Source organism: Arthrobacter cavernae, from assembly GCF_017368795.1.
Lineage (GTDB): Bacteria > Actinomycetota > Actinomycetes > Actinomycetales > Micrococcaceae > Arthrobacter > Arthrobacter cavernae.
The window spans coordinates 1-25811 of the sequence record NZ_JAFNLL010000045.1; the positions used below are offsets into that span (position 1 = coordinate 1).

22 protein-coding genes and 1 pseudogene are annotated in these 25811 nt (G+C 66.4%); 5 read left to right on the forward strand and 18 right to left on the reverse strand.

Annotated elements, in window-relative coordinates:
• A pseudogene (locus tag J1902_RS19435) lies at positions 1 to 105 on the forward strand (glucose-6-phosphate dehydrogenase assembly protein OpcA); the annotation flags it as partial.
• Positions 95 to 913 carry a 6-phosphogluconolactonase gene (pgl, locus tag J1902_RS15720; RefSeq protein ID WP_207617255.1) on the forward strand — a complete coding sequence of 273 codons (819 nt, stop codon included), beginning with the start codon at positions 95 to 97 and terminating at the stop codon, positions 911 to 913. The pseudogene J1902_RS19435 and the gene pgl, both read left to right, overlap by 11 nt.
• On the opposite strand, the gene J1902_RS15725 is transcribed toward pgl, so the two are convergent.
• The 15 genes from J1902_RS15725 to J1902_RS15795 all read right to left on the reverse strand — a co-directional run bounded on the left by J1902_RS15725 (position 866) and on the right by J1902_RS15795 (position 16620).
• Positions 866 to 1261: an RNA polymerase-binding protein RbpA gene (locus tag J1902_RS15725; protein ID WP_207617256.1), complete on the reverse strand. Its 396-nt coding sequence runs from the start codon at positions 1259 to 1261 to the stop codon at positions 866 to 868. The genes pgl and J1902_RS15725 overlap by 48 nt on opposite strands.
• A 118-nt stretch (positions 1262 to 1379) precedes the next feature.
• The gene (gene secG, locus J1902_RS15730; RefSeq protein ID WP_207617257.1) at positions 1380 to 1637 is read right to left on the reverse strand and encodes a preprotein translocase subunit SecG; all 258 of its coding nucleotides are present in this window, start codon (positions 1635 to 1637) and stop codon (positions 1380 to 1382) included.
• A gap of 48 nt (positions 1638 to 1685) precedes the next feature.
• The gene (gene tpiA / locus J1902_RS15735; protein WP_207617258.1) at positions 1686 to 2501 is read right to left on the reverse strand and encodes a triose-phosphate isomerase; all 816 of its coding nucleotides are present in this window, start codon (positions 2499 to 2501) and stop codon (positions 1686 to 1688) included.
• A gap of 87 nt (positions 2502 to 2588) precedes the next feature.
• The gene (locus J1902_RS15740; RefSeq protein ID WP_207617259.1) at positions 2589 to 3815 is read right to left on the reverse strand and encodes a phosphoglycerate kinase; all 1227 of its coding nucleotides are present in this window, start codon (positions 3813 to 3815) and stop codon (positions 2589 to 2591) included.
• A gap of 9 nt (positions 3816 to 3824) precedes the next feature.
• Positions 3825 to 4835, reverse strand: a complete 1011-nt coding sequence (gene gap / locus J1902_RS15745; RefSeq protein WP_207617260.1) for a type I glyceraldehyde-3-phosphate dehydrogenase — start codon at positions 4833 to 4835, stop codon at positions 3825 to 3827.
• Positions 4836 to 5118: 283 nt separating this feature from the next.
• Complete coding sequence (locus J1902_RS15750; RefSeq protein ID WP_207617261.1) at positions 5119 to 5742, reverse strand: superoxide dismutase; 624 nt, start codon at positions 5740 to 5742, stop codon at positions 5119 to 5121.
• 174 nt (positions 5743 to 5916) lie between these two features.
• On the reverse strand, positions 5917 to 6897 hold the full coding sequence (whiA, locus tag J1902_RS15755; RefSeq protein ID WP_207617262.1) for a DNA-binding protein WhiA: 981 nt from the start codon (positions 6895 to 6897) through the stop codon (positions 5917 to 5919).
• A gap of 9 nt (positions 6898 to 6906) precedes the next feature.
• Positions 6907 to 7923, reverse strand: a complete 1017-nt coding sequence (locus J1902_RS15760; protein ID WP_207617263.1) for a gluconeogenesis factor YvcK family protein — start codon at positions 7921 to 7923, stop codon at positions 6907 to 6909.
• Positions 7923 to 8846 (reverse strand): RNase adapter RapZ, encoded by a 924-nt coding sequence (gene rapZ / locus J1902_RS15765; RefSeq protein WP_207617264.1) that lies wholly within the window; start codon positions 8844 to 8846, stop codon positions 7923 to 7925. The genes J1902_RS15760 and rapZ overlap by 1 nt, the downstream gene beginning before the upstream one ends.
• 119 nt (positions 8847 to 8965) lie before the next feature.
• Entirely contained in the window at positions 8966 to 10936 is a 1971-nt protein-coding gene (gene uvrC / locus J1902_RS15770) for an excinuclease ABC subunit UvrC (protein WP_207617265.1), read from the reverse strand.
• 19 nt (positions 10937 to 10955) lie between these two features.
• The gene (locus tag J1902_RS15775; RefSeq protein WP_207617266.1) at positions 10956 to 11624 is read right to left on the reverse strand and encodes a lysophospholipid acyltransferase family protein; all 669 of its coding nucleotides are present in this window, start codon (positions 11622 to 11624) and stop codon (positions 10956 to 10958) included.
• Positions 11611 to 12327, reverse strand: a complete 717-nt coding sequence (locus J1902_RS15780) for an HAD hydrolase-like protein (RefSeq protein ID WP_207617267.1) — start codon at positions 12325 to 12327, stop codon at positions 11611 to 11613. Before J1902_RS15780 ends, J1902_RS15775 begins: the two co-directional genes overlap by 14 nt.
• A 122-nt stretch (positions 12328 to 12449) precedes the next feature.
• A complete protein-coding gene (gene uvrA, locus J1902_RS15785; RefSeq protein WP_207617268.1) occupies positions 12450 to 15380 on the reverse strand; it encodes an excinuclease ABC subunit UvrA in 2931 nt (976 codons plus the stop codon).
• 77 nt (positions 15381 to 15457) lie between these two features.
• Complete coding sequence (locus J1902_RS15790) at positions 15458 to 15838, reverse strand: GntR family transcriptional regulator (RefSeq protein WP_207617269.1); 381 nt, start codon at positions 15836 to 15838, stop codon at positions 15458 to 15460.
• On the reverse strand, positions 15835 to 16620 hold the full coding sequence (locus J1902_RS15795) for a trans-aconitate 2-methyltransferase (protein ID WP_207617270.1): 786 nt from the start codon (positions 16618 to 16620) through the stop codon (positions 15835 to 15837). Before J1902_RS15795 ends, J1902_RS15790 begins: the two co-directional genes overlap by 4 nt.
• A 72-nt stretch (positions 16621 to 16692) precedes the next feature.
• Here J1902_RS15795 and J1902_RS15800 point away from each other — a divergent pair, with 72 nt between their 5' ends.
• Genes J1902_RS15800 through J1902_RS15810 form a run of 3 tightly spaced genes read left to right on the forward strand, consistent with a single transcriptional unit; the run spans position 16693 to position 21110 of the window.
• Positions 16693 to 19239, forward strand: a complete 2547-nt coding sequence (locus J1902_RS15800; RefSeq protein WP_207617271.1) for a DEAD/DEAH box helicase — start codon at positions 16693 to 16695, stop codon at positions 19237 to 19239.
• 52 nt (positions 19240 to 19291) lie between these two features.
• A complete protein-coding gene (locus J1902_RS15805) occupies positions 19292 to 19807 on the forward strand; it encodes a GNAT family N-acetyltransferase (protein WP_207617272.1) in 516 nt (171 codons plus the stop codon).
• Positions 19800 to 21110, forward strand: coding sequence for an alpha/beta fold hydrolase (locus tag J1902_RS15810; protein WP_307794472.1), 1311 nt, complete (start codon positions 19800 to 19802; stop codon positions 21108 to 21110). The genes J1902_RS15805 and J1902_RS15810 overlap by 8 nt, the downstream gene beginning before the upstream one ends.
• A gap of 31 nt (positions 21111 to 21141) precedes the next feature.
• Here J1902_RS15810 and J1902_RS15815 read toward each other — a convergent pair whose 3' ends face one another.
• From J1902_RS15815 to uvrB, 3 genes are all read right to left on the reverse strand, one after another.
• On the reverse strand, positions 21142 to 22494 hold the full coding sequence (locus tag J1902_RS15815) for an MFS transporter (RefSeq protein ID WP_207617273.1): 1353 nt from the start codon (positions 22492 to 22494) through the stop codon (positions 21142 to 21144).
• Positions 22495 to 22523: 29 nt separating this feature from the next.
• Positions 22524 to 23549 carry a TerC family protein gene (locus tag J1902_RS15820; RefSeq protein WP_207617274.1) on the reverse strand — a complete coding sequence of 342 codons (1026 nt, stop codon included), beginning with the start codon at positions 23547 to 23549 and terminating at the stop codon, positions 22524 to 22526.
• A 178-nt stretch (positions 23550 to 23727) separates the two neighbouring features.
• Positions 23728 to 25809 carry an excinuclease ABC subunit UvrB gene (gene uvrB / locus J1902_RS15825; RefSeq protein ID WP_207617275.1) on the reverse strand — a complete coding sequence of 694 codons (2082 nt, stop codon included), beginning with the start codon at positions 25807 to 25809 and terminating at the stop codon, positions 23728 to 23730.
• Positions 25810 to 25811: the final 2 nt, after the last annotated feature.

Sequence of the window (25811 nt, forward strand, 5' to 3'; positions counted from 1 at the left end):
GCCGAAGAACTCCGCCGCCTCGACCCCGACGAAGTCTTCGGAGAAGTGATTACGATGGGACTGCCCCTAACCAGCCAGAGGAGAGTCCACACAAGTGCACGCTGACCCCAGAGTAAGCATCCATCCAGATTCCGCCGTCCTGATGGCGGCCATTGCTGCACGGCTCATCACCAAGCTCGTGGACGTGCAGGACAAGCACGGCGAGGCCACGGTGGTCCTGACCGGCGGTACCGTGGGAATTGGCACGCTCAAGGCCGTGGCGGACTCCCCCGCGGCCGCCGCGGTGGACTGGTCCCGGGTCAACTTCTGGTGGGGGGACGAACGGTTCGTCGCCGCCGACAGCGATGACCGGAACGCCCGCCAGGCCCACAAGGCGCTCCTGGCCCACCTTCCGGTGGATCCGGCCAGGGTCCACGTGCCGGGTTCCTCGGACGAATTTGGCTCGGCAGACGACGCCGCAGCCGACTACGCGGCACGCCTCAAGGCCGCTGCCGAGGCGGAGCACGCCGCGGACACCTCGGACAACCGTCCGGAAGAGGCCGGAGAGCTGCCCCGCTTCGACATCCTCCTGCTGGGTGTGGGACCGGATGCCCACGTGGCCTCGCTCTTCCCGGAGCAGGCGGCCATCCGCGTCAAGGACCGCACGGTGGTGGGCGTGGAAAACGCGCCCAAGCCGCCGCCGTCGCGCGTTTCCCTGACGCTGCCGGCCATCAACACCGCCCAGGAGATCTGGATGGTAGTGGCAGGCGAGGACAAGGCCGGTGCGGTGGGGCTGGCACTTGCCGGCGCGAATCCGGTCCAGGTCCCGGCGTCCGGTCCGGTGGGCCGTTCACGCACTCTGTGGCTTATCGACGAGAACGCGGCCTCACGGGTCCCGCAGCAGTTGGTCCGGAAGGACCCCGCGGGCGCGTAGCCGCTCCAGCGCTCCAGCCAGGACGATTTCCGCGTCCTGGCTGGAGCGTCTTTCTTTAACGTAATCCAGGTGGCTTTTGAAGCCCTCCTCCCCGGGCCTGGATTCCGCGGCTTCGCCGGGATGCCGGGCGGCGGTGCAGCCGCACTTGGGGCAGTCCCAGCTCTTGGGGATCTGCTCCTCCGGCAGCTTAACGAAAACAAGCCGCGTCTCGTGTCCCTTGGCGCACCAATAGGAAACCCGAATACGCGGCAATCTTTCGCCGACACTATGGTCGGACTGGTTCCTTGGGGCTGATCCGGCAGTGACACCCACACGGGTGCCCCGGAATCCTGACGTGCCATGAACCATCTTCGATCCCCTCAAGACTCGGCCGGCTGGCTGTGAGGCCAACAGGCCCAGTCTAGTGCGGGGATCCCGACGGCGGCAGTCCCGATCGTGCCGGGACTGCCGCTTCCGCCGGGAAAAGCTAGGAATCGCCCCCGGCGGCGAAGCGCATGATCAGGCCAAGGCCGATGATCACGGCGCCCCAGGTGATGCCGAGGATGATGGTGAAGCGGTTCAGGTTCCGCTCCGCAACGCCGGAGGAGCTCAATCCGGAGCTCATGCCGCCGCCGAACATGTCGGACAAACCGCCGCCACGTCCCTTGTGCAACAGAATGAGCAGCGTCAGCAGAAAGCTGGTGATGCCCAGCAGGATCTGCAGAATGACTTGAAGAACGTCCACGACGGCCTTTCGAAAGATCGGATAACGGGAGCGGAACCTTGGGCCGGACTAGTCCGTGACGAGGTGGCTCTCGAACCTGACAATGTTAGCAAACTCGGCCGCGTCCAGGCTGGCGCCACCCACAAGCAATCCGTCCACGTCCGTTTCGGCCATGATGGCCGCAGCGTTGTTCGCTTTGACCGAACCGCCATACAGCAGACGGGTCTTGGCGGCGACTGCATCGTCGAAGAGGCTGGCGAGCTCGGCGCGGATGGCCGCACACATTTCCTGTGCATCCTCCGGGCCGGCGACCTCGCCGGTTCCAATGGCCCAGACTGGCTCGTAGGCGACCACGAGTTCGGCGGCCTGCTCAGCGGTCAGACCGGCCACGCCTGCGCGCAGCTGGGCCAGGGTGTGCTCCACGTGGGTGCCCGCCTGGCGGATCTCCAGGCCCTCACCGACGCACAGCACGGGGGTGACCTCGTGCCGGAAGGCGGCCTTGACCTTGGCGTTCAGGACTTCGTCGGATTCGTTGTGGATGGTGCGGCGTTCACTGTGGCCCACCAGGACGTAGGCGCAGCCCAGCTTGTTCAGGAACTGGCCGGAGACGTCACCGGTGTAGGCTCCGGAGTCGTGCTGGGAGAGGTCCTGGCCGCCGTAGGCGACGCCCAGTTCGTCACCCTGCACGAGCGTCTGCACGCCGCGCAGGTCCGTGAACGGCGGGAAGACTGCTACCTCGACACGGCTGTAGTCGTGCGTGGCGTCGGACAGGGTCCAGGCCAGCTTCTGCAGGAGGGTGATGCCCTGGACATGGTCCATGTTCATCTTCCAGTTGCCGGCGATGAAGGGCTTGCGGACGAAGTTGCCGTTGGCAGAGGTAGTCACGTGAACTCCAAAGAATGAGTGGAAAGAGAGAACGGCCGGCAGGGCGGGCCCTTTTGCAGGACGGGCGCCCTGCCGGCCGGTATGGCTTTAGCGGTCCAGCACGCTGAGGCCGGGAAGGTCCTTGCCTTCAAGGTATTCCAGGCTGGCGCCTCCGCCGGTGGAGATGTGGCCGAACTGGGAATCCTCGAAGCCGAGGGTCCGCACGGCTGCAGCGGAGTCGCCGCCACCCACCACTGTGAAGGCAGCTGTCTCGGTCAGGGCCTGCGCAATGGCGCGGGTACCGCCGGAGAAGGCCTCGAATTCGAACACGCCCATGGGACCGTTCCAGAAGACCGTCTTGGCGCCCTTGATCTGGGCGGCGAACGCCGCCGCTGAGACAGGCCCGATGTCCAGGCCGATGCCCGAGGCTCCGAAGGCACTGCCTTCGATGGCGTCGGCACTGACCACTTCGTGGTCGGCGTCGGCCGCGAAACGGCTGGCGACCACGACATCGGTGGGGACGACGAACGAGGTACCGGCTGCTGCTGCGCGCTCGAGGTAATCCTGGACGACCGGGATTTGGTCCGCTTCAAGCAGGCTGCCTGCCACCTTGTGGCCTGCGGCGGCGAGGAAGGTGAACAGCATGCCGCCGCCGACCAGGATGGTGTCTGCCTTGCCGATGAGGTTGTCGATCACGGCGAGCTTGTCGGAGACCTTCGAGCCGCCGAGCACCACCACGTAGGGGCGCTGAGTGTCCGTGGTGAGCTTCTGCAGCACCTCCACCTCGGTGTGCACCAGATCGCCCTGGTAGGAAGGCAGGCGGGTGGCGACGTCGTAGACGCTGGCGTGCTTGCGGTGCACGGCGCCGAAGGCGTCGTCCACGAAAGCGCCGTTGTCGCCGGTCAGGGCCACCAGCTCGTCGGCGAAGGAGCCGCGCTCGGCGTCATCCTTGCTGGTCTCGCGGGCGTCGAAGCGGACGTTCTCCAGGATGAGAACTTCGCCGTCCTGCAGCGCTGCGGCGAACTCTTTGGCGGAAGCGCCGACGGTGTCACCGGCGAGCTCCACCTTGAACGGGGCAAGCTCCGCCAGGCGGGCTGCAGCAGGCTTGAGCGAGTACTTGTCCTCGGGGGCGCCCTTGGGGCGGCCGAGGTGGGCGGTTACGAGCACGCGGGCACCGGCGTCCGAGAGCTTTTCGATGACCGGAAGGGAGGCCTTGATGCGGCCGTCGTCGGTCACTGTAGAGCCGTCGAGCGGCACATTCAGGTCACTTCTGACGAGAACGTACCGCCCGCGGACACCTTCAGCGATGAGTTCGTTGAGGGTGTGAGATGTCATGTGTCTACCCTAGCCCAGCTTGGATGCGACGAGCTCCGTGAGGTCGACGAGGCGGTTGGAGTAGCCCCATTCGTTGTCATACCAGGAAACAACCTTGACCTGGTTGCCGATGACCTTGGTCAGGCCGGAGTCGAAGATCGAGGAGGCGGGGTCGCCGACGATGTCGGAGGAGACGATCGGTGCATCCGTGTAGCTGAGGATGCCCTTGAACTGCTCGGTCTCGGAGGCTGCCTTGAGGGCTGCGTTGACTTCCTCGACGGTGACTTCGCGGGAAACCGTGACGGTCAGGTCCGTGGCGGAGCCGGTGGGGACGGGAACGCGGATGGCGTAGCCGTCCAGCTTGCCCTTGAGCTCCGGGAGGACCAGGCCGATGGCCTTGGCTGCACCGGTGGAGGTGGGGACCATGTTGACGGCTGCGGCGCGGGCGCGGCGGAGGTCGCCGTGGGGGCCGTCCTGCAGGTTCTGGTCGGCCGTGTAGGCGTGGACCGTGGTCATCAGGCCGCGCTCGATACCGAAGGAATCGTTGATGACCTTGGCCAGCGGGCCGAGGCAGTTGGTGGTGCAGGAAGCGTTGGAGATGATGTTGTGTGCTGCGGGGTCGTAGAGCTCGTGGTTCACACCCATGACGATGGTGATGTCTTCATCGCTGGCAGGAGCCGAGATGAGCACCTTCTTGGCGCCGGCGACGATGTGCTTCTGCGCAGCAGCAGCCTTGGTGAAGAATCCGGTGGACTCGATGACGATGTCCACTCCCAGCTCACCCCAGGGCAGGTTTGAGGGGTCGCGCTCGGCCAGAACGGTGATGACCTTGCCGTCAACCACCAGGTTGCCTTCGGAGACCTCCACGGACTGGGTCAGGCGGCCGCCGACGGAGTCGTACTTCAGGAGGTGCGCCAGCGCCTCGGGGCTGGTGAGGTCGTTGACTGCAACGATCTCGAGGTCTGCGCCCTGGGCCAGTGCTGCGCGGAAGTAGTTACGGCCGATGCGGCCAAAGCCGTTGATACCAATACGGGTGGTCACTATGTAATCTCCTTGGTGCTCTTTCAAGCACGCCTAGTGAGTCGGATCTATTTAAAGTCCAACCGACAGATCCCGCACGTCATTGGGCAGAGATGATTATCAGATCGGAGGGCGACCAGCCACGTTGCTGAAGGCTAACCGCCTTCCGTGATCCATCTTACGTTTAACTAAGCCTGCCCCCGCAACTGCGGGGGCAGGCTTTCCATCATTTGGGCAGAAATACATGCACAATGTGACTTTTGTTACATCAACATGAATTCCGGCTCACTACAGGACGATCCCACTACAGGACGATGAGACCCGTGGCGTTCGCGCGGGCAGCTTCGAAGCGCTTGGCGACATCAGCCCAGTTGGCGATGTTCCAGAAAGCCTTGACGTAGTCGGCCTTGACGTTGACGTAGTCCAGGTAGAAGGCGTGCTCCCACATGTCCAGCATCAGCAGCGGGGTGGTGCCGACAGCGACGTTACCCTGCTGGTCGTAGAGCTGTTCGATGACCAGGTTGCCGCCGATGGGCTCGTAGGCCAGGAAGGCCCAGCCGGAGCCCTGCAGGCCCATCGCCGCAGCGGTGAAGTGTGCACGGAACGCGTCGAACGAGCCAAAAGCGTCGTCGATCGCAGCAGCGAGCTCGCCCTCGGGCTTGTCGCCGCCGTCCGGGGAGATGTTGTTCCAGAAAACGGAGTGGTTGACGTGGCCGCCGGTGTGGAACGCCAGGTCCTTGGAGAGGCGGTTGATGTTGGCGAAGTCGCCCTTTTCGCGGGCCTCGGCCACCTGCGCCAGGGCGTTGTTGGCGCCTGCCACGTAGGCAGCGTGGTGCTTGCTGTGGTGCAGCTCCATGATCTTTGCCGAAATGTGCGGCTCGAGTGCTGCGTAGTCGTAGCCAAGCTCGGGCAGAACGTACTCTGTCACGAAATCCTCCAATGTCGTGGACCTAAGTCCGGTCGGTAACTCTCGTTGTGTTCATCCGGCTGGCGGACCGGCCGGAAATCCGTGGGGAGAATCCTTGCGGGGGCCGCCACCGGGAACAACCCGCTGCGCCGCCGCAGTATTTCCTCCATCCCGAGTTGATTCTAAGCGCGGGTGCTATTCGTCCATCATTTCGGGAGTCACATTTGCCTCGGTTCCGGGGATGCCCAGATCGATGGCGCGTTTGTCGGCCATCGCGAGGAGGCGACGGATGCGTCCGGCGATGGCGTCCTTGGTCATGGGCGGCTCGGCGAGGCGTCCCAGTTCGTCAAGGCTGGCCTGCTTGTGGGCCACGCGAAGCTCCCCGGCGTACTTGAGGTGGTCCGGGACGTCGTCGCCCAGGATCTCCAGCGCACGGTCCACGCGGGCGCCGGCAGCAACGGCGGCCTGGGCCGAGCGGCGGAGGTTCGCGTCGTCGAAGTTCGCGAGCCGGTTGGCGGTGGCCCTGACTTCCTTGCGCATGCGCCGCTCTTCCCACACCATGAGGGCGTCGTGTGCTCCCATGCGGGTCAGCAGTGCGGCGATGGTGTCGCCGTCGCGGATCACCACGCGGTCGACGCCGCGCACTTCGCGGGCCTTGGCCTGGATGCCGATCCGGCGTGCGGCGCCCACCAGGGCCAGTGCCGACTCGGGGCCGGGGCACGTCACTTCCAGGGAGGAGGAACGGCCGGGTTCCGTGAGCGAGCCGTGGGCGAGGAAGGCACCGCGCCAGACCGCCTCGGCGTCGGCGGCCGATCCGTTGACGACGGCGGACGGCAGGCCGCGCACCGGGCGGCCGCGGCCGTCCAGCAGCCCGGTCTGGCGGGCGAGGGCCTCGCCGTCGCGCACCACCCGAACCACGTAACGGCTGCCGCGGCGCAGCCCGCCGCCGGAGACGACGATGATCTCGCTCTGGTGGCCGTAGACTTCCGCGATGGCCGCCCGCAGCCGCCGGGCCGTGGAGGCGAGGTCGACTTCGGCCTCGATCACGATGCGCCCGGAGATGATGTGCAGGCCCCCGGCGAAGCGGAGCATGGCCGAGACTTCAGCCTTGCGGACAGACGATTTCTTGATGTCCAAGCGGGACAGTTCGTCCTTGACCGATGCGGTCAGTGCCATGGCGTGTTCCTAACTGTTCCCGAAAATATCGTGATACGCCGCCGCCAGAAGCAGGGGATCGTGGACGGGGCGGCGTCTCGACGCCCCCACTCTACCCAACACAACCTCTGCGCCGATCATCCCGGCAGCCTTCTCGAAGGCCTTGACATCCTGCACGGCTGCCGGATCAGCCAGGACGACGTCGACGCTGAATTCGGGGGCGTACTTGCGGAGCACGTCCAGGTGGTCCGCCGCGGACATGCCGGACGTTTCCTTGGTGTCCACGTCCAGGTTCATGGTGAGGCAGCGTTTCGCCGCCGTGTTGCCCAGTGCCTGGCGCAGTTCCGGGAGCAGCAGGTGCGGCAGCACGGAGGTGTACCAGGAGCCCGGCCCCAAGACCACCCAGTCGGCCAGCTCGATGGCCGTGAGCGCCTCGGTGCAGGCCGGGGCACCTTCCGGCAGGAGCCGGACGTCGTCGAGGGAGCCGGCCACTGCACATTTCGCCTGGCCGCGGATGGGCCGGAGCTCAAAGCCTCCCGCGGGCAGCGCCACGCGGGCCTTGCCCTCGATCGTCAGCGGCACACTGGACATGGGCAGGACCTGGCCGCGGGCACCCAGCAGCGCCCCCGCCCACTTGAGTCCGGCCACAGTGTCCCCCAACAGCTCCCACAGGGTGACGATGAGGAGGTTCCCCATGGCGTGGTCATCCAGCGAACCGCTGCGGCCTTCGGCGGCCTTGAAGCGGTGCTGCATGACATCACGCCAGGTGCGTCCCCAGTCGGTGTCGTCGCACAGGGCGCTCAGCGCCATGCGGAGGTCGCCGGGAGGCAGGACACCGTACTCTTCGCGCAGACGGCCGGAGGAACCGCCGTCGTCCGCCACGGTGACCACGGCCGTCAGGTCGGAGGTCAGCAGCCGGAGGGCGGACAACGAAGCGGACAGGCCGTGGCCTCCGCCGAGCGCCACGACGGAAGGGCTTTTGTCCCGCTGGCTTCCGGGCGTTCCCTTGGGCGGGATCAGCGGCAGCGGCCCTGTCAGTACCCCCACTATTCCCGGCCCAGATCGCGGTGGGCTGTGGTGACGGTGACGCGGGGGTACTGCGCGAGCCGCTTGGACAGCTCGACGGCGACTGCCACCGAACGGTGCTTGCCGCCGGTGCAGCCGACGGCGAGGGTGGCATAGTGCTTGTTTTCCCGGCGGTAGCCGTCCAGGACGGGTTCGAGGGCGCGCACGTAGCGGTCCACGAATTCCTTGACCCCTTCGGCCTCGAGGACATAGTCGCTGACGTCGGCGTCCAGGCCGGTGTGCGGCCGCAGGAGGGGCACCCAGTGCGGGTTGGGGATGAAGCGGGCGTCGGCCACGAAATTCGCGTCCACCGGCAGCCCGTACTTGAAGCCGAAACTCATGACGTTCAGGCGGAGGGTGACGGGGCCGGTGTCGCTGAAGAGCTCGGTGATGGCGGTGGCGAGCCCGTGGACGTTGAAGGTGGAGGTGTCCAGGACGACGTCGGAATGCTCGCGCAGTTCCTTGAGGACGTCGCGTTCGGCGGCAATGCCGTCCAGGATGCGGCCACCGCCCTGCAGGGGATGCGGGCGCCGGCCCTGTTCGAAGCGGCGGACCAGGACGTCGTCGCTTGCGTCCAGGAACAGGACACGGAAGGTGATGCCCGTGGCGCTCAGGGCGCCCAGCGCGGTCCGGATGTCCGTGAACAGGCCCTTGCTGCGGACGTCGACCACGACGGCGAGCTTGGGGATGGACTGCGGGGCGTGCGAAACAATCTCGGCGAGGGTACCGAGCATCTGCGGCGGGAGGTTTTCGACGACGTACCAGCCGTGGTCCTCGAGTGCATCCGAGGCCGTGCTGCGGCCTGCACCGGACATGCCCGTCACCACAAGCAGCTCCGCCTCGACGGGCTTGACGGGGGTGAGCCCGTCCTGCTCCGCGCCGGATCCTGCCGTTGCCTCGTCCATCAATGTCCCCGTTCCTTGGTTGCGTTCGTGCGGAGCGTGCCACGGCCCGCAGCGGTGCCGCAGGCAGGACGCCCTGCTGGGCGTTCCCGCTGCGGGCACCGGTCAATGTCCTACCCTAGCTAATCTTCGAGGATTTCGCCGGTGGTCATGTTGATGGCCGGCCGGTCCTCCCCGGCATCCGCCTGTGCACCCAGGTGGAGCACCACTGCCTGGGCCAGCGCGGGGCCGATGCCCTTGGCTGCGGTCAGCTCTTCAGCGGTGGCAGCCTTGATGTTCTTGAGCGAGCCGAAGTGCGCCACGAGCGCCTTGCGCTTGGCTTCGCCAAGTCCCGGGACGCCATCCAGTACGGACGCTGTCATCGCCTTGCCGCGCTTCTGCCGGTGGAAGGTGATGGCGAAGCGGTGGGCTTCATCGCGGATGCGCTGGAGCAAGTACAGGCCCTGGGAGGTGCGGGGCAGGATGACAGGGAAGTCGCTATCCGGGAGCCAGACCTCCTCGAGCCGTTTGGCCAGTCCGACCACGAAGACGTCGTCAATGCCCAGCTCCGCCAAGGCGCGCGCCGCGGCGTTGACCTGAGGCTGCCCGCCGTCCACCACCACGAGGTTGGGCGGATAGGCGAACCTGGCCTTGGGTTCGGGAACGGCAGGGTCCGGCGCCGGGATGCTGCCGGTCCTGGGCAGCTGGGCGGCCTTGTCCTGGAGATAGTGGCGGAAGCGCCTGGTGAGGACGTCGTGCATGGCCGCGGTGTCGTCCGCGGCCGCCGCACCGGTGATGGAGAACTTCCGATAGTCGGCCTTCTTGGGCAGCCCGTCCTCAACCACCACCATGGAGGCCACCACATTGGTGCCCTGAACATGCGAGATGTCGAAGCACTCGATCCGCAGGAGCGGTACGGGGAGCTCCAGGGCTTCCTGCAGCTCCTGGAGGGCCTGGGAACGGACCGTGATGTCGCCGGCGCGGCGGGTCTTGTGAAGCTTGAGGGCCTGTTCGGCGTTGTCGCGGACGGTGGACATGAGGGCTGCCTTGTCGCCCCGCTGCGGCACCCGGATGTCCACCTTGGCGCCGCGGAGCCCGCCCAGCCATTCGCTGAGTTCCTCATGGTTGCTGGGGTTCTCCGGCACCAGGACTTCGCGCGGAATGCGGCCCTGGCTCCCGCTGTCCTCACCGTAGACCTGCTGCAGCAGATGCTCGATGAGTTCCGGCGTCGTGGCGTCCTCGACCTTTTCCACCACCCAGCCGCGCTGGCCGCGGACACGTCCGCCGCGCACATGGAACACCTGCACGGAGGCCTCAAGTTCGTCGTCGTGCAGGGCGAAGACGTCGGCGTCGGTGTCCTCGGCGAGCACCACGGCATTGCGCTCGAACACTTTGCGCAGGGCGATGATGTCGTCGCGGAGCCGGGCGGCCTTCTCATAGTCCAGTTCGGCCACGGCCGCCGCCATGTCCTTTTCGAGCCGGGTGATAAACCGCTTGGCCTCGCCGCCCATGAATGAGCAGAAGTCCTCGGCCAGGGCGCGGTGTTCTTCCGGGCTCACGCGGTTGACGCAGGGGGCGGCGCATTTGTCGATGTAGCCCAGGAGGCAGGGCCGGCCGCTGTCCTGGGCCCGCTTCAGCACGCCGGCGCTGCAGCTGCGCACGGGGAAGACGCGCAGCAGCGTGTCCATGGTTTCGCGAATGGCGCCGGCGGTGTAAGGGCCGAAGTACCGGGTGCCCTTGCGGCGTTCCCCTCGCATGACCTGGACCCGCGGGAATTTCTCGCCCATGGTCACGGCCAGGTACGGGTAGCTCTTGTCATCGCGGAAGACCACGTTGAAACGCGGCTTGAATTCCTTGATCCAGGTGTATTCGAGCTGGAGTGATTCGAGCTCGCTGCCGACCATGGTCCATTCGACGCTGCTGGCGGCATGGACCATGGCGTGCGTCTTGGGCAGGAGCCCGGCAGGGTTGGCGAAGTACGAGTTCAGCCGCGAACGCAGGTTCTTGGCTTTTCCCACGTAGATGACCCGCCCATGGGGGTCACGGAAACGGTAGACGCCGGGTGTGGTGGGGATTTCACCCGTCTGGGGTCGGTAACTCGCTGGATCTGCCACGGTTCCAGTCTATGAGTATCTACTCGATTGATTTGCTCTGGTTGTAGCTGGTGGAGCGTTCCTGGCCGCTGAGGGCTGCGATGGCGTCCATGATCTTGTCGGTGACCTCGCGGCGCGCTGGAAGGGAGTGGTCCGGGCCGGTCTTCTCGAAGTAGAGGGGTTCCCCCACCTTCATGGTGAAGTGATGCGGCTTGAAGCCCTTTTCGCCGGCCGGCTGCAGGTTCTCGGTACCGATCATGCCGACCGGAACCACCGGCGCTCCGGTGGTCAGGGCGAGCCAGCCCACGCCCGTGCGGCCACGGTACAGGATGCCGTCCCGTGAGCGGGTGCCCTCGGGGTAGATACCGATGCCTTTGCCGGCTTCGAGGATGTCCAGGAGTGTCTTGAGCGCCTGGACGCTGGCTGCCTGCTCGCCCCGTTCCACGGGGATGGACCCTACGGACTCAAAAAAGGACTTCATGATTTTGCCCTTGACGCCGCCGGTGGTGAAGTACTCGGCTTTGGCGAAGAAGGCCACTGGCCGCGGCATGAGCGCCTGGACGATGACACTGTCAAAGAAGGAGAGGTGGTTCGGAGCCACGATGAAGGGGCCGTCCGTGGGGACATTTTCAAGGCCGACGACGGTGGGCCGGCAGGTGCCGGCGATCAGTCCACGTGTTGTCCAGCGGACTGCATCAAACAGCGCCATCGTTGCGCACCTCACTCAGGGCTGCCGCACGGACAGCGTCAAGTTCTTCAATTTTCTTCCGCAGCTCCACCGCGGTCTTCACAATGGCGACAGCGCCGGCTTCCTCGAGTTCGCCGTCGGGAGCAAACCCCCAGCTGACGCCGATGCAATCCAGTCCGTTCGCCATGGCCCCCGCGACGTCCTGGTGCCGGTCCCCCACCATGACTGCGGGCTGGGAACGCAGGTCCGCGAGGGCTGCACCCACGATCTCGATTTTGCCGGGGGCGGAGTTCGCCGCCACGGATTCGTCGTCCGAGGCACCGCGGATGGAGACGAAGAAGGTGTCGATGCCATGGTGTTCGAGCACCAGCCGGGCGATGCCCTGCGGCTTCTGCGTCGCCACGGCCACGGGGCGGCGCGATTCGGCAAAGAATTCCAGCAGCGCACGGATGCCCGGGTACAGCTTGCTTTGGGCGATGCCCGTGGCCCGGTAGTGGGCCCGGTAGCGCCCGATGGTCTCGTCCACAAGATCTCCGGGAACCATGGCCATGTGCTGCAGGGAATCGCTGAGCTTGGGGCCCACCATGGCGTCCAGCACAGACTGTTCCGGGACCGGAAGCCCCATTTCGCCGAGGGCCGCCGAGATTCCGCCTGTTATGCCGCCGGCCGGATCGACAAGGGTGCCGTCCAGATCGAAGATTACGGGCACCGTTGTTTGAGTCACCGGGTTAGTTTCTCACGAGTGGCGGCATGCCTGAAACTCACATGCCGCCGTCGGAATATTTCGTGGCCTGTCAAGATGCTCGGTGAACAAACGCTCCGGCCGGGCGGTGCCTCCGGGCAGTGTCACTGGCCGAGGATACCGGCCAGGAACGCTGCCGTGTGGCTTTCCGTGGATGTGGCCACCTGTTCCGGGGTACCGGTGGCCACGACCATGCCGCCGCCGGAACCGCCGTTAGGGCCCAGGTCCACAATCCAGTCCGCCGACTTGATGACGTCCAGGTTGTGCTCGATGGTGATGACCGTATTGCCCTTGTCCACCAGGCCCTGGAGCACCAGGAGCAGCTTCCTGATGTCCTCGAAGTGCAAGCCCGTGGTGGGCTCGTCGAGGACGTACACGCTGCGGCCGTTGGAGCGTTTCTGCAGCTCCGCCGCGAGCTTGACGCGCTGGGCCTCGCCTCCGGAGAGCGTGGTGGCGGGCTGCCCCAGGCGCACGTAGCCGAGGCCGACGTCGACCAGGGTATTAAGGTGCCTGGCGATCGGGGTGAACGCGGCGAAGAACTCCGCACCCTCCTCGATCGGCATGTTCAGGACATCCGCGATGGTCTTGCCCTTGTAGTGGACTTCTAGGGTCTCTCGGTTGTACCGCGCCCCGTGGCACACCTCGCACGGCACGTAGACGTCCGGCAGGAAGTTCATTTCGATCTTCAGCGTGCCGTCGCCCGAGCACGCTTCGCAGCGGCCTCCCTTGACGTTGAAGGAGAACCGGCCGGGCTGGTAGCCGCGGACCTTGGCCTCGGTGGTCTCGGCGAAGAGCTTGCGGATGTTGTCGAAGACGCCCGTGTACGTGGCCGGGTTGGAGCGCGGCGTGCGGCCGATGGGGCTCTGGTCCACGTGCACTACCTTGTCCAGGTGTTCCAGGCCTTCCACGGAGCGGTGGCGGCCGGCCACCTGCTTGGCGCCGTTGAGCTTGTTGGCGAGGACCTTGTACAGGATCTCGTTGACCAGGGTGGACTTGCCGGAGCCGCTGACGCCGGTGACCGCCGTGAACAGGCCCAGGGGGAAGCTGGCGTCCACGTTGTTGAGGTTGTTCTCGCGCGCCCCGATGACCTTGAGCTCACGCTTTTTGTCGTACTTGCGGCGCTTGGCCGGGATCTCGATCCTGCGCCGGCCGGACAGGTAGTCGCCCGTCAGGGAACTAGTGTTCTCGAGGAGCTCCTTGTACGAACCCGAGTGGACCACCTGGCCGCCGTGCTCGCCGGCGCCGGGTCCGATGTCCACCACCCAGTCGGCCTCGTGGATGGTGTCCTCGTCATGTTCCACCACGATGAGGGTGTTGCCGAGGTCCCGGAGCCGGGTCAGGGTTTCAATGAGCCGGCGGTTGTCCCGCTGGTGCAGGCCGATGGAGGGTTCATCCAGGACGTACAGCACACCGACCAGGCCCGATCCGATCTGCGTAGCCAGGCGGATGCGCTGGGCTTCGCCGCCGGACAGGGTGCCGGAGGGCCGTTCCAGGTTCAGGTATTCCAGGCCGACGTCCAGGAGGAAGGTCAGGCGGGCCTGGATTTCCTTCAGGACCTGGTGGGCGATCTGGGCCTCGCGGCCGGTGAGCGTGAGGCTGCCCAAGAACTCGGCGCACTCGCGCATAGGCATGGCGGCGACGGCGGCAATGGACTTGCCGTTGATCAGAACGGAGAGCGACGCCGGATTGAGGCGGGCGCCGTTGCACTCAGGGCAGGGGATCTGCCGCATGTACTCTTCGTAGCGGTCCCGGGCCCAGTCGGAATCCGTTTCGCCGTGCTTGCGGTGCACGTACTGGATGGCGCCTTCAAAGCCGGTGCTGTACTTGCGCTCACGGCCGAAGCGGTTGCGGTACTGCACCACCACCTTGTGGTCCTTGCCGTGCAGCACGGTCTGCCGGACTTCCTTGGAGAGTTTCTCCCAGACGGTGTCCATGGAGAACTCGAGCTCGAGGGCCAGGCCCTCCAGCAGCCGGTTCCAGTACTCCGTGGTGGCCGTGCCCAGCGACCAGGGTGCGATCGCGCCCTGCGCGAGCGACAACTCCGGGTTAGGGACGACAAGTTCCTCGTCCACCTCCAGCTTGGTCCCGATGCCACTGCAGGCCGAGCAGGCCCCGAAGGGGTTGTTGAACGAGAACGTGCGGGGTTCGATTTCATCGATCGCGAGGGGGTGCTCGTTCGGGCAGGCCAGGTGTTCGGAGAAGGCCCGGATCCGGGCAGGATCCTCGGCGTCGACGTCCACGAACTCGATCAGGACCCGGCCCTCGGCCAGGCCGAGCGCCGTCTCCACGGAATCAGTGAGGCGCTGGCTGATGCCTTCCTTGACCACCAGCCGGTCCACCACCACTTCGATGGAGTGCTTGAACTGCTTGCCGAGCTTGGGCGGGTCGCTGAGCTGGACGAGCTCGCCGTCCACCCGGGCGCGGGAGTAGCCCTTGGCCGTGAGTTCCTTGAAGAGCTCCACGAATTCGCCCTTGCGGCCCCGCACCACCGGCGCGAGCACCTGGAAACGCGTTCCGGCTTCGAGCTCAAGGAGCTGGTCCACGATCTGCTGGGGCGTCTGCCTGGAGATGGGCTCCCCGCACTCGGGGCAGTGGGGCCGGCCCACACGGGCCCACAGCAGGCGCATGTAGTCATAGATCTCGGTGATGGTGCCGACAGTGGAGCGCGGGTTCTTGCTGGTGGACTTCTGGTCGATGGAGACCGCCGGGGAAAGGCCTTCGATGAAGTCCACATCCGGCTTGTCCACCTGGCCCAGGAATTGGCGCGCATAGGCGGACAAAGACTCCACGTAGCGGCGCTGGCCCTCGGCAAAGATGGTGTCGAAGGCAAGCGAGGACTTCCCGGAGCCGGAAAGTCCCGTGAAAACGATCATGGCGTCCCGCGGCAGGTCGAGATCGACGTTGCGCAGGTTGTGCTCCCGGGCCCCCTTGACCACGAGCCGCGACAGATCAGGTCTGGCGGGCGTGGCTGGCTTCGGCACGGCAACACTGTTCAGGGCATCGAGGGCTGGATCGTCAGCTACGGCTTTGGGCACCCACTAATGCTAATCGAAAACTTCTTCGAATTTCCACGAGGCGCGGACACGCTGCGGACAGAACCTACTGGCGGGTATCAGTCGGCGTCGTAGGCCGCTGCCAGCAGCTGCACGGCCTCTGCAAATGACGCGCCCTGGGCCTTGGCGGCGGCCGAGTACTGGGCCGCCACGGCTGCGAGCGCGCCCCAGCGGTCGTCCCTTGCGCACACCACGGTGCCGTTCCGTCCCCGGGTGGCGACCACGCCGGCCGCCTCGAGTTCCTTGTAGGCACGGGCCACAGTATGCGGGGCCACGTCAAGGAGCCCGGCCAGGTTCCGCACGGGCGGGAGTTTGGCCCCGACGGCGAGGGTACCTCTGTCCACGAGCTCGATGATGTGCAGGCGCAGCTGGTCGAACAAGGCCACCGTGCTCGACTGGCTGGGCCGCCACGAACCGGGGAATTCCGCCGCCCCGCTCACAAGGCACCACCTTTGCGGGCCACGGCGAAGATGCGCCGGAACGGGAAGACGGTGCCGTGGCCGGTGCGAGGGTAGGCCTCCCCGAGCAGGGCGGAGTACTGCATTTCAAAGCTGGCGGCGTCGTCGGCGGACAGGGCAGCGAGGACGGGCCGCAGGCCTGTTCCGCGGACCCAGTCCAGGACCGGGTCCGCGCCCGGCAGGAGCTGCTGGTAGGTGGTTTCCCAGGCGTCTGCCGCACACCCGGCGTCGAGCATGATCTCCAGATACTCGGCAGGGCTGCCTACCGCGTCGTCGTGGCGGAGCACCCCGGCGAGCCTGCCGGACCATTCGGGCGATTCCGCCAGCTCCTTCATGAGCACGTGTGATGGCGAGGTGAAGTTCCCCGGGACCTGCAGGGCGAACCAGGCCCCCGGCTGGAGGGCCCCGAGCCAGGTTCCGAGTAGCTCCCGGTGGCCGGGAACCCATTGCAGTGCGGCATTCGTCACCACGACATCGGTGTCCGGATCCGGCGTCCACTCCGCAATGTCCGCCTGCGCGAACTCCAGATTCGCGACGGCGGCCGAGTGGGCCGCCGCCTGGGCCAGCATCTCGGCGGACGAATCCAGGCCGACAACCTTTGCCTCGGGCCAGCGGGCTGCGAGGGTGGCCGTCAGCTTGCCCGGCCCGCAGCCGAGGTCCACCACGTGCCGGGGTTCGTCCGCGAGCACCCTCGCGACGAGGTCGTGGAACGGCCGGTCCCGGTGGTTGCCGAATTCAATGTACTTGGCAGGGTCCCACTTCACGGAGTCTCCTATGCTTGGCGTCTCTTCCTGGGGCGAGCCTAGCGAAGAGGCCGGGCACTAAGCTGGAAGGCAATGAAACTTCTTGATCAGCTCCCTGGACCGTCCGCCGCCGGAACGGGCACCGGTCCCGCCAACCCGGACGAAATCTACACACGGTTTGTGGAGTGGACCGAGAGCCGTGGGCTGCAGCTGTACCCCGCCCAGGATGAGGCGATCATGGAGCTGGCCTCCGGCGCCAACGTGATCCTGGCGACCCCCACGGGCTCGGGCAAGTCACTCGTGGCCATTGCGGCCCACTTCGAGGCCATGTCCCGGGGCCAACGCAGCTACTACACAGCCCCCATCAAGGCCCTGGTGTCCGAGAAGTTCTTCGCCCTCTGCGACATCTTCGGCGCGGAAAACGTCGGCATGATCACCGGCGATTCCGGCGTCAACCAGGACGCCCCCATCATCTGCTGCACCGCCGAGATCCTGGCCAACATCGCGCTGCGCGAAGGGGTCGCGGCCGATCTGGGGGCCGTCATCATGGACGAGTTCCATTTCTACTCCGATCCGCAACGCGGCTGGGCCTGGCAGGTGCCCCTGTTGGAACTCCCCCAGGCCCAGTTCCTGCTCATGTCCGCAACGCTGGGCGATGTGGGCCGTTTCGAAGCCGGCATGAGCGAACTCACGGGCCGGCCCACGGTTACCGTGAGCTCCGCCGAACGGCCCATCCCCCTGCACAACTACTTCCAGGAAACCCCGGTCCACGAAACCCTGGAAGACCTCCTGGCCACCAAGCAGGTCCCCGTCTACGTGGTCCACTTCAGCCAGGCCGAGGCGATCGAACGCGCCCAGAACCTGATGAGCATCAACATGTGCAGCCGCGAAGAGAAGGACAAGATCGCCGAGCTGATCGCGAACTTCCGCTTCGCCGCAGGTTTCGGCAAGACGCTCAACCGGCTGGTCCGCCACGGCATCGGCGTGCACCACGCGGGCATGCTGCCGAAGTATCGCCGCCTGGTGGAGCAGCTGGCCCAGGCCGGCCTGCTGAAGGTCATCTGCGGCACCGACACCCTCGGCGTCGGGATCAATGTGCCCATCCGCACGGTCCTGCTGACCGCCCTGAGCAAGTACGACGGTGTCCGCACCCGGGTGCTGAACTCCCGGGAATTCCACCAGATCGCCGGCCGTGCGGGCCGGGCGGGCTACGACACCGCCGGGACCGTGGTGGTGCAGGCTCCCGAGCACGTGGTGGAGAACGCCAAGGCCATGGCAAAGGCGACCGCTAAATTCGGTGATGACCAGAAGAAGCTGCGGCAGGTGGTCCGGAAGAAACCGCCGGAGGGCTTTGTCTCCTGGGGCCGTCCCACCTTCGACCGCCTGGTGGAGTCCGTGCCGGACCCGCTGGGCTCCAGCTTCACCGTCACGCACGCGATGATGCTCAACATCATGGAGCGCCCGGGCGACCCGTTCGTGGCCGCCCGCCGCCTGCTCAGCGAGAACCACGAGACCCGTGCTTCGCAGCTGCAGCTCATGAAGAAGGCCCTGAGCATCTACCGGGAGCTTCTGGCTGCCGGCGTGGTGGAGCGGATCCCCGAGGATGAGCAGGAGACGGAAGGCCGCACAGTGCGCCTCACCGTCCACCTGCAGGCCAACTTCGCCCTGAACCAGCCGTTGTCCCCCTTCGCGCTGGCGGCGCTGGAGCTCCTGGACCCGGAGTCGCCGTCGTACGCCCTGGACGTGGTGTCCGTCATCGAGGCGACGCTGGAGAAGCCCCGGCAGATCCTTTCCGCGCAGCTGAAGAAGGCGCGCGGCGAGGCAGTGGCCGCCATGAAGGCGGACGGGATCGACTACGGCCAGCGCATGGCCATGCTGGACGAGATCAGCTACCCAATGCCGCTCGCCGAGATCCTGGGCGAGGCCTTCGAGGTATACCGCAAGGCCGCACCATGGGTGGGCGACTTCGAACTCGCGCCCAAGTCGATCATCCGCGACATGTACGAGCGCGCCATGAACTTCGGCGAGTTCGTCCAGTTCTACGGCCTGGCCCGCTCCGAGGGCATCGTGCTGCGGTACCTGGCCGATGGCTTCCGTGCCCTGCGCCAGACCGTCCCGCAGGATGCGCTGCGCGAGGACCTTGAGGACCTCATCGACTGGCTCGGTGAACTGGTGCGCCAGGTCGACTCGAGCCTCCTCGACGAATGGGAGGAGCTCACCTCCGGACTGGCACCGACGCCGCACGACGCACCGCCGCCCCCGCCGCCGTCGCTCACGTCCAACATCCGGGCGTTCCGCGTCATGGTCCGGAACGAAATGTTCCGCCGCGTGGAGCTGTTCGCCGACGAGGATTCGGCAGCCTTGGGCGAGCTCGACGCCGGCAGCGGCTGGGATGCCGAACGCTGGGAAGACGTGCTGGACGACTATTTCGACGAGCACGACGACATCGGCACCGGCCCCGACGCACGCGGCCCCGGACTGCTCATGATCACGGAGGAACCCGGTCTGTGGAAGGTCCGGCAGATCTTCGAGGACCCCGCCGGAAACCACGACTGGGGCATCTCCGCGGAGGTGGACCTGGCGGCCTCCGACGAGAGCGGCACCGCGGTGGTCCGCGTCACGGACGTCAACAGGCTGTAGCCGGCGCAGCTCCCGGCTCCGGTGGCTGCGGGTCCCTAGTAAGCTCGAATGCATGAGTGTAATCCGCCCTGCCGCCGTTGACGACGTCCCCGCCATCCTGCACATGATCCATGAGCTCGCGGTGTACGAAAAAGAACCCGATGCCGTGAAGAACACCCCGGAAATGCTCCGCGACGTCCTCTTCGGGGACAACCCCCGCGTGTACGCCCACATGGCCGAAAACGCCGCCGGCGAGGTGCAGGGCTTCGCGCTGTGGTTCCTGAACTACTCCACGTGGGAGGGCGTCCACGGCATATACCTGGAGGACCTCTACGTCACCCCGGAAGCGCGTGGCGAAGGCCACGGCAAGGCGCTGCTGCAGCATCTGGCGGCCACCGCCGTCGAGCGCGGCTACGCACGAGTGGAATGGTCCGTCCTGAACTGGAACGAACCATCCATCAACTTCTACAAGAACCTTGGCGCCTTCCCCATGGAGGAATGGTCCACGTTCCGCCTCACCGGCGACGCCCTGGCGGAGTTCGGTGGTGTGGAGTTCGGGATGGGTGCGAAGGCTGCCAGCCGTGGCTGAACGGCATTCCATCCGCGCACGCCACGAGTTCCGCGGAGTACGCACCGCTGAGCACTGTTTCTCCCTCCCCCTGGACCACTCAGTGCCGGACGGCGAGAGCATCACCGTCTTTGCGCGGGAGTACAGTTCCACGGAGCACAGCGAAGCGGAGGCCGGCGAACTGCCCTGGCTGCTGTTCCTGCAGGGCGGACCCGGTGGCCGCGGCAACCGCATCTCGAGCTTTTCCGGCTGGATGAAGGCGGCCGCCCGCGACTTCCGCATCCTCATGCTGGACCAGCGCGGGACCGGCCTGTCCTCCCCCGCCGACCGGACCACCCTGCCGCTGCGTGGCGACGCCGCAGCGCAGGCCAGGTACCTGACGCATTTCCGCGCCGATTCGATCGTGGCGGACGCGGAGGCCATCCGCGGGATCCTCGCAGGGGACCGGCCCTGGACGGTGTTCGGGCAGAGCTTCGGTGGCTTCTGCGCGCTGAGCTACCTTTCCTACGCCCCGGAAGGCCTCCGCGAGGTCCTCATCACCGGCGGCCTCGCCCCCTTGCAGGGCCCGGCCGAACGGGTCTACCGGGCCACCTTCCAACGGGTCGCCGAACGGAACGCCGAATACTTCGGCTGGTACCCGGAAGACCGGGCGCTCGTCACCCGGATCGCCCGGCACCTTGAGCAGCACGAGGAATACCTGCCCGACGGCGGGCGGCTCACCGTGGAGCGCTTCCAGATGGCCGGCTCGTTCCTGGGCGGCAACACCCGGGTGGATGCCCTGCACAACCTGCTGGAGGACGCCTTCGTCGAAGGCCCGGCCGGGGAGCGCCTCTCCGACGCATTCCTGGAGCAGCTCCGCCCCATCGTGGGCCGCTCCGGCAACCCGCTCTATGCCGTGATGCACGAATCCATCTACGGGCAGGGGCAGGCCACCAACTGGGCGGCGCACCGCGTCCTCGAGGAATTCGCGGAGTTCCGGCCGGACGCCACCCATCCCCTGCTGACCGGCGAGATGGTGTATCCCTGGTACTTCGAGCAGGATCCGGCACTGGTACCGCTGCGCGAGGTAGCGGAGCTGCTGGCGGCCAAGGACGACTGGAAGCCGCTCTACGACGTCGAGCGGCTGGCCGCGAACACGGTCCCCGTCGCGGCCGCGGTCTACAAGGACGACATCTACGTGGACCACGGACTGTCCATGGAAACAGCCGGGGCTATCCGCGGCCTGCAGGCCTGGGTCACCGACGATTTCCACCACGACGGCATCGCCGAGGACGGCGAAGGCATCTTCGCACGGCTCTTTGGCATGGTCCGGGGCCAACGCTAAGCTGCGGCGGCACTGCCCGGCGGCGGTTGGCCTAGCCGGTGAAGCGTCCACCCTCCGCGGCCGGGCGCTTTGCCGCGGCGGCAGCCGCGACAAGCAGCACCGCAAGCCCGAGGACCCCCGCCGCGATGTTCAGACCCTGGTAGCCCACCCAGGCCAGGACCAGCCCGGACGACGCTCCGCCAAGGGCACCCGCGGCCCCCATCACGGTGTCCGAGACGCCCTGGACGGTGACCCGCTGTTCCTGGGCCACGCTCTCGGCCAGCAGGGTGGAACCGGCAATGGTCGCTGCCGACCAGCCCAGGCCCAGCATCACCAGTCCGGTGGGGACCAGCGCCGTGCTGTGCTGCCCGAAGCCTGCCAGGCCGACCGCCAGCACCAGCAGCGCGAAGCCTAGGGCAATCGTGCTGGTGCGTCCCACGCGGTCGGTGAGCCAGCCCATGAGCGGCGACAGTGCGAACATTCCTGCGATGTGCAGGGAAATCGTGAAGCCGATGACCACCAGGGCATCCGTGCCCGGGCCGCCACCGTGGTGCCCGGCGTGGGAGCCGCCGAGCATCTGCTGCAGATGGAGCGGCGTCATGGACATGACGGCCACCATGATTCCGTGCGCGGCCACGATCGCGAGCAGGGCCAGCGTCGCGTGCGGTGAGGCGCGGACGGCCCGCATCCCCTCGGACAGGGAGCGCTTCCTGGCGGGCGCCGCGGAGACGGCAGCCCCGTCGCCGGCGGCAGCCCCGTCGCCGGTGCTCCGAATTTTCCGGGCGAGCAGCAGCGGGTCCGGACGCAGCCCGGCAAAGAGCAGCACCGCAGCCAGGAGCAGGCCAGCGGCAGAGAAGACGAAGGGTCCGGCGATCGCCGGCAGGCCCAGTGCGGTGCCGACGACTGCGCCCGGCTGGATGAGGTTGGGCCCGGCCACGGCGCCGATGGTGACGGCCCAGACCACCGTGGACAGGGAGCGTCCGCGGCGTTCCGGATCGGCGAGGTCGACGGCGGCGAAACGCGCCTGCAGGTTCGACGCCGTGCCGAGCCCCAGGAGCGCGGCCCCCAGAAGCAGGAGCACGAAGGAGGCGGTGACCGCCGAAGCGATGACCAGCAGGGCGCCGGCCATGGCTGCGACGAGCCCGGTCACCAGGCCAATGCGCCGTCCCCGCCGCTCGGCGAGGCCGGCGAGGGGCAGCGCGGCCACCGCGGCAGCCAAGGTCATGATGGTGGTCACGGACCCCGCCCAGGCGTCCGAGCCGGAAAGGTCCACGGCGAGCAGGGAGCCGATGGACAGCGTGGCACCGTTGCCGATGCCGCTGAGCAGCTGGGCCGAACTGAGCAGGAAAACGGAACGGCGCTGGACCCGGTGCGGGTCCAGCGCCGTCGTCGAAGTAGAGATCACTTCACGAGACTACCGTGTGTGCGGCCTGCTTACTCGGCTTCGCTCAGGCTCTTGCGCGCGTCTTCCTCGAGACGGGCGTCCAGGTGGGCCGCCTTTGCCTTGGAGCTCATGAGGCTGGCAATCACGGCAACGATGATGGTGCCCACGATGACGGCCAGGGAGACGAATGTCGGAATCTCCGGGGCCCATTCGATGTGGTTGCCACCGTTGATGAACGGCAGTTCGTTCACGTGCATGGCGTGCAGGACAAGCTTCACGCCGATGAACGCCAGGATGAAGGACAGCGCATGCTTCAGGTAGATGAGGCGGTTCATGAGGCCACCCAGCAGGAAGTACAGCTGGCGCAGGCCCATGAGGGCGAACAGGTTGGCGGTGAAGACGATGAACGGGCTCTGCGTCAGGCCGAAGATCGCGGGAATCGAGTCAACTGCGAAGAGGAGGTCGGTCAGGCCGATGGTGATGAACACGATCAGCATGGGCGTGAAGACCTTCTTGCCGTCCACCGTGGTGCGCAGCTTGCCGCCGTCGAACTTCTCCGACATCGGCATGACCTTACGGATCCGGGCGATGAGCGGGTTTTCCTTGTCCTCTTCGTCCTCACCTTCGTCCTGGGCCTGCTTCCAGGCAGTCCAGAGCAGGAACGCGCCGAAGATGTAAAACACCCAGCTGAACTGCTCGATCACGATGGCGCCGAGGAGGATGAAGATGCCGCGCAGGATCAGCGCGATGATGATGCCCACCATCAGGACTTCCTGCTGGTACTTCCGGGGTACGGAGAAGCGGGCCATGATGATGATGAAGACGAACAGGTTGTCGATGCTGAGGCTGTATTCAGTCACCCAGCCGGCAACGAACTGTCCGCCGTATTCAGCACCCGTGAAGGCGAACATTGCGCCGGCGAACACCAGGGCGAGGGTCACGTAGAAAGCGACCCACAGGCCGGCTTCCTTCATGGAGGGCTCGTGGGGCCGTTTAACGACCAGCAGGAGGTCGACCAGGAGGATGATTCCGAGAACGACAAAAGAGCCGATCTCGAACCAAGCGGGGAGTTGCATGAAAATGCCTTTCGCAGGGTACGGGAAAACGGTGTAAGTCTCTCCGGCCGGCTGCGCTTGGTGTTGAATGTCACTCACAGCTGATACGGCGGCCCGCTAGGCCCGGCGAGGCGTCTGTGCCTTGCGTGTTGACGGACGTAGCGCTTGGGATACTCCCCTACGTGACCTTCACTTTACCCTAGGCGTGCCCGGCGGACTGCATCTGCCGCAGTTCGCGCTTCAGTTCGCCCACCTCGTCGCGGATCCTGGCGGCGATCTCGAACTGCAGTTCTGCCGCTGCGGCGTGCATCTGCTCCGTGAGCTGTTCGATGAGCCCCACCAGGTCTTCCGCCGGTGCGGCGGCCAGGCCGTCGGCCCGGACGGTCACGGCGGACTTGCCCTTGCCGCGGCCCTTGCCCGTGGCTGCCAGGAGTTCCTTGGTGTCGGCGTCCTCGCGGGCCAGCTGGTCCGTGATGTCTGCGATCTTCTTGCGCAGCGGCTGGGGGTCGATGCCGTTGTCGGTGTTGTACTGCACCTGGATTTTCCGGCGCCGGTTGGTTTCGTCGATCGCCTTGGCCATGGAGTCCGTGATGCGGTCCGCGTACATGTGGACCTGGCCGGAGACGTTGCGGGCGGCACGGCCGATGGTCTGGATGAGTGAGGTGGCCGAACGGAGGAAGCCTTCCTTGTCGGCGTCGAGGATGCTGACCAGCGACACCTCGGGCAGGTCCAGGCCTTCGCGGAGGAGGTTGATGCCCACGAGGACGTCGAAGCTGCCCATGCGCAGCTCGCGGAGGAGCTCCACCCGGCGCAGGGTATCCACGTCCGAGTGCAGGTACTGGACCTTGATGCCGTGGCCCAGGAGGTAGTCGGTGAGGTCTTCGGCCATGCGCTTGGTGAGGGTGGTGACCAGGACGCGTTCGTCGCGCCCGGTGCGGAGCCGGATCTCGCCGAGGAGGTCGTCGATCTGGCCCTTGGTGGGCTTGACGACGACTTCGGGGTCGATCAGCCCGGTGGGGCGGATGATCTGCTGGACGTGGCCGTCGGCCTTGCCGAGTTCGTACTTGCCGGGCGTGGCCGACAGATAGACCGTCTGGCCGACGCGTTCCAGGAACTCGTCCCATTTCAGCGGCCGGTTGTCCATGGCCGAGGGAAGCCGGAAGCCGTGGTCCACCAGTGTGCGCTTGCGGGACATGTCGCCTTCGTACATGGCGCCGATCTGCGGTACCGTCACATGGGATTCGTCGATGACCAGCAGGAAGTCGTCCGGGAAGTAGTCGATGAGGCAGTGCGGGGCGGTGCCGCCAGCGCGGCCGTCGATGTGCCGGGAGTAGTTCTCGATGCCGTTGCAGAAACCCATTTGCTGCATCATCTCGAGGTCGTAGGTGGTGCGCATGCGCAGCCGCTGGGCCTCGACGAGCTTGTTCTGGCCCTCCAGGACCTTGAGCCTCTCGGCGAGCTCGTCCTCGATGGCCGTGATGGCGCGGTTCATGCGTTCGGGGCCGGCGACGTAGTGCGAGGCCGGGAAGATGTACATCTCGGTTTCCTCGCGGATGACCTCGCCCGTGACCGGGTGCAGCGTGTAGATGTTCTCGATTTCATCGCCGAAGAACTCGATGCGCAGGGCGAGTTCCTCATACATGGGGATGATTTCCACGGTGTCGCCGCGGACCCGGAAAGTGCCGCGGTGGAAGTCCATGTCGTTGCGCGTGTACTGCATGGAGACGAACTTGCGCAGGAGATCGTCCCGGTTCATTTCCGCGCCCTTGCGGAGCGTGACCATGCCGGCGATGTATTCCTCGGGGGTGCCCAGGCCGTAGATGCAGGACACCGTGGCCACCACGATGACGTCGCGCCGGGTCAGGAGGGAGTTGGTGGCTGAGTGCCGCAGCCGCTCCACTTCCTCGTTCACGGAGGAGTCCTTCTCGATGAAGGTGTCCGTCTGCGGGACGTAGGCTTCCGGCTGGTAGTAGTCGTAGTACGAGACGAAGTACTCCACCGCGTTGTTGGGCAGGAGCTCACGGAATTCGTTGGCGAGCTGCGCCGCAAGGGTCTTGTTCTGGACCATCACCAGGGTGGGGCGCTGGACCTGCTCGATCAGCCAGGCCGTGGTGGCGCTCTTGCCGGTGCCGGTGGCGCCGAGCAGCACCACATCTTTCTCGCCGTTCCTGATTCGTTCGGTCAGCTCCGCGATGGCGGCCGGCTGGTCACCCGCCGGCTGGAATTCGCTGATGACCTCGAAGGGCGCGACGACACGGTTGATCTCCTGGGCAAGGCTCATGG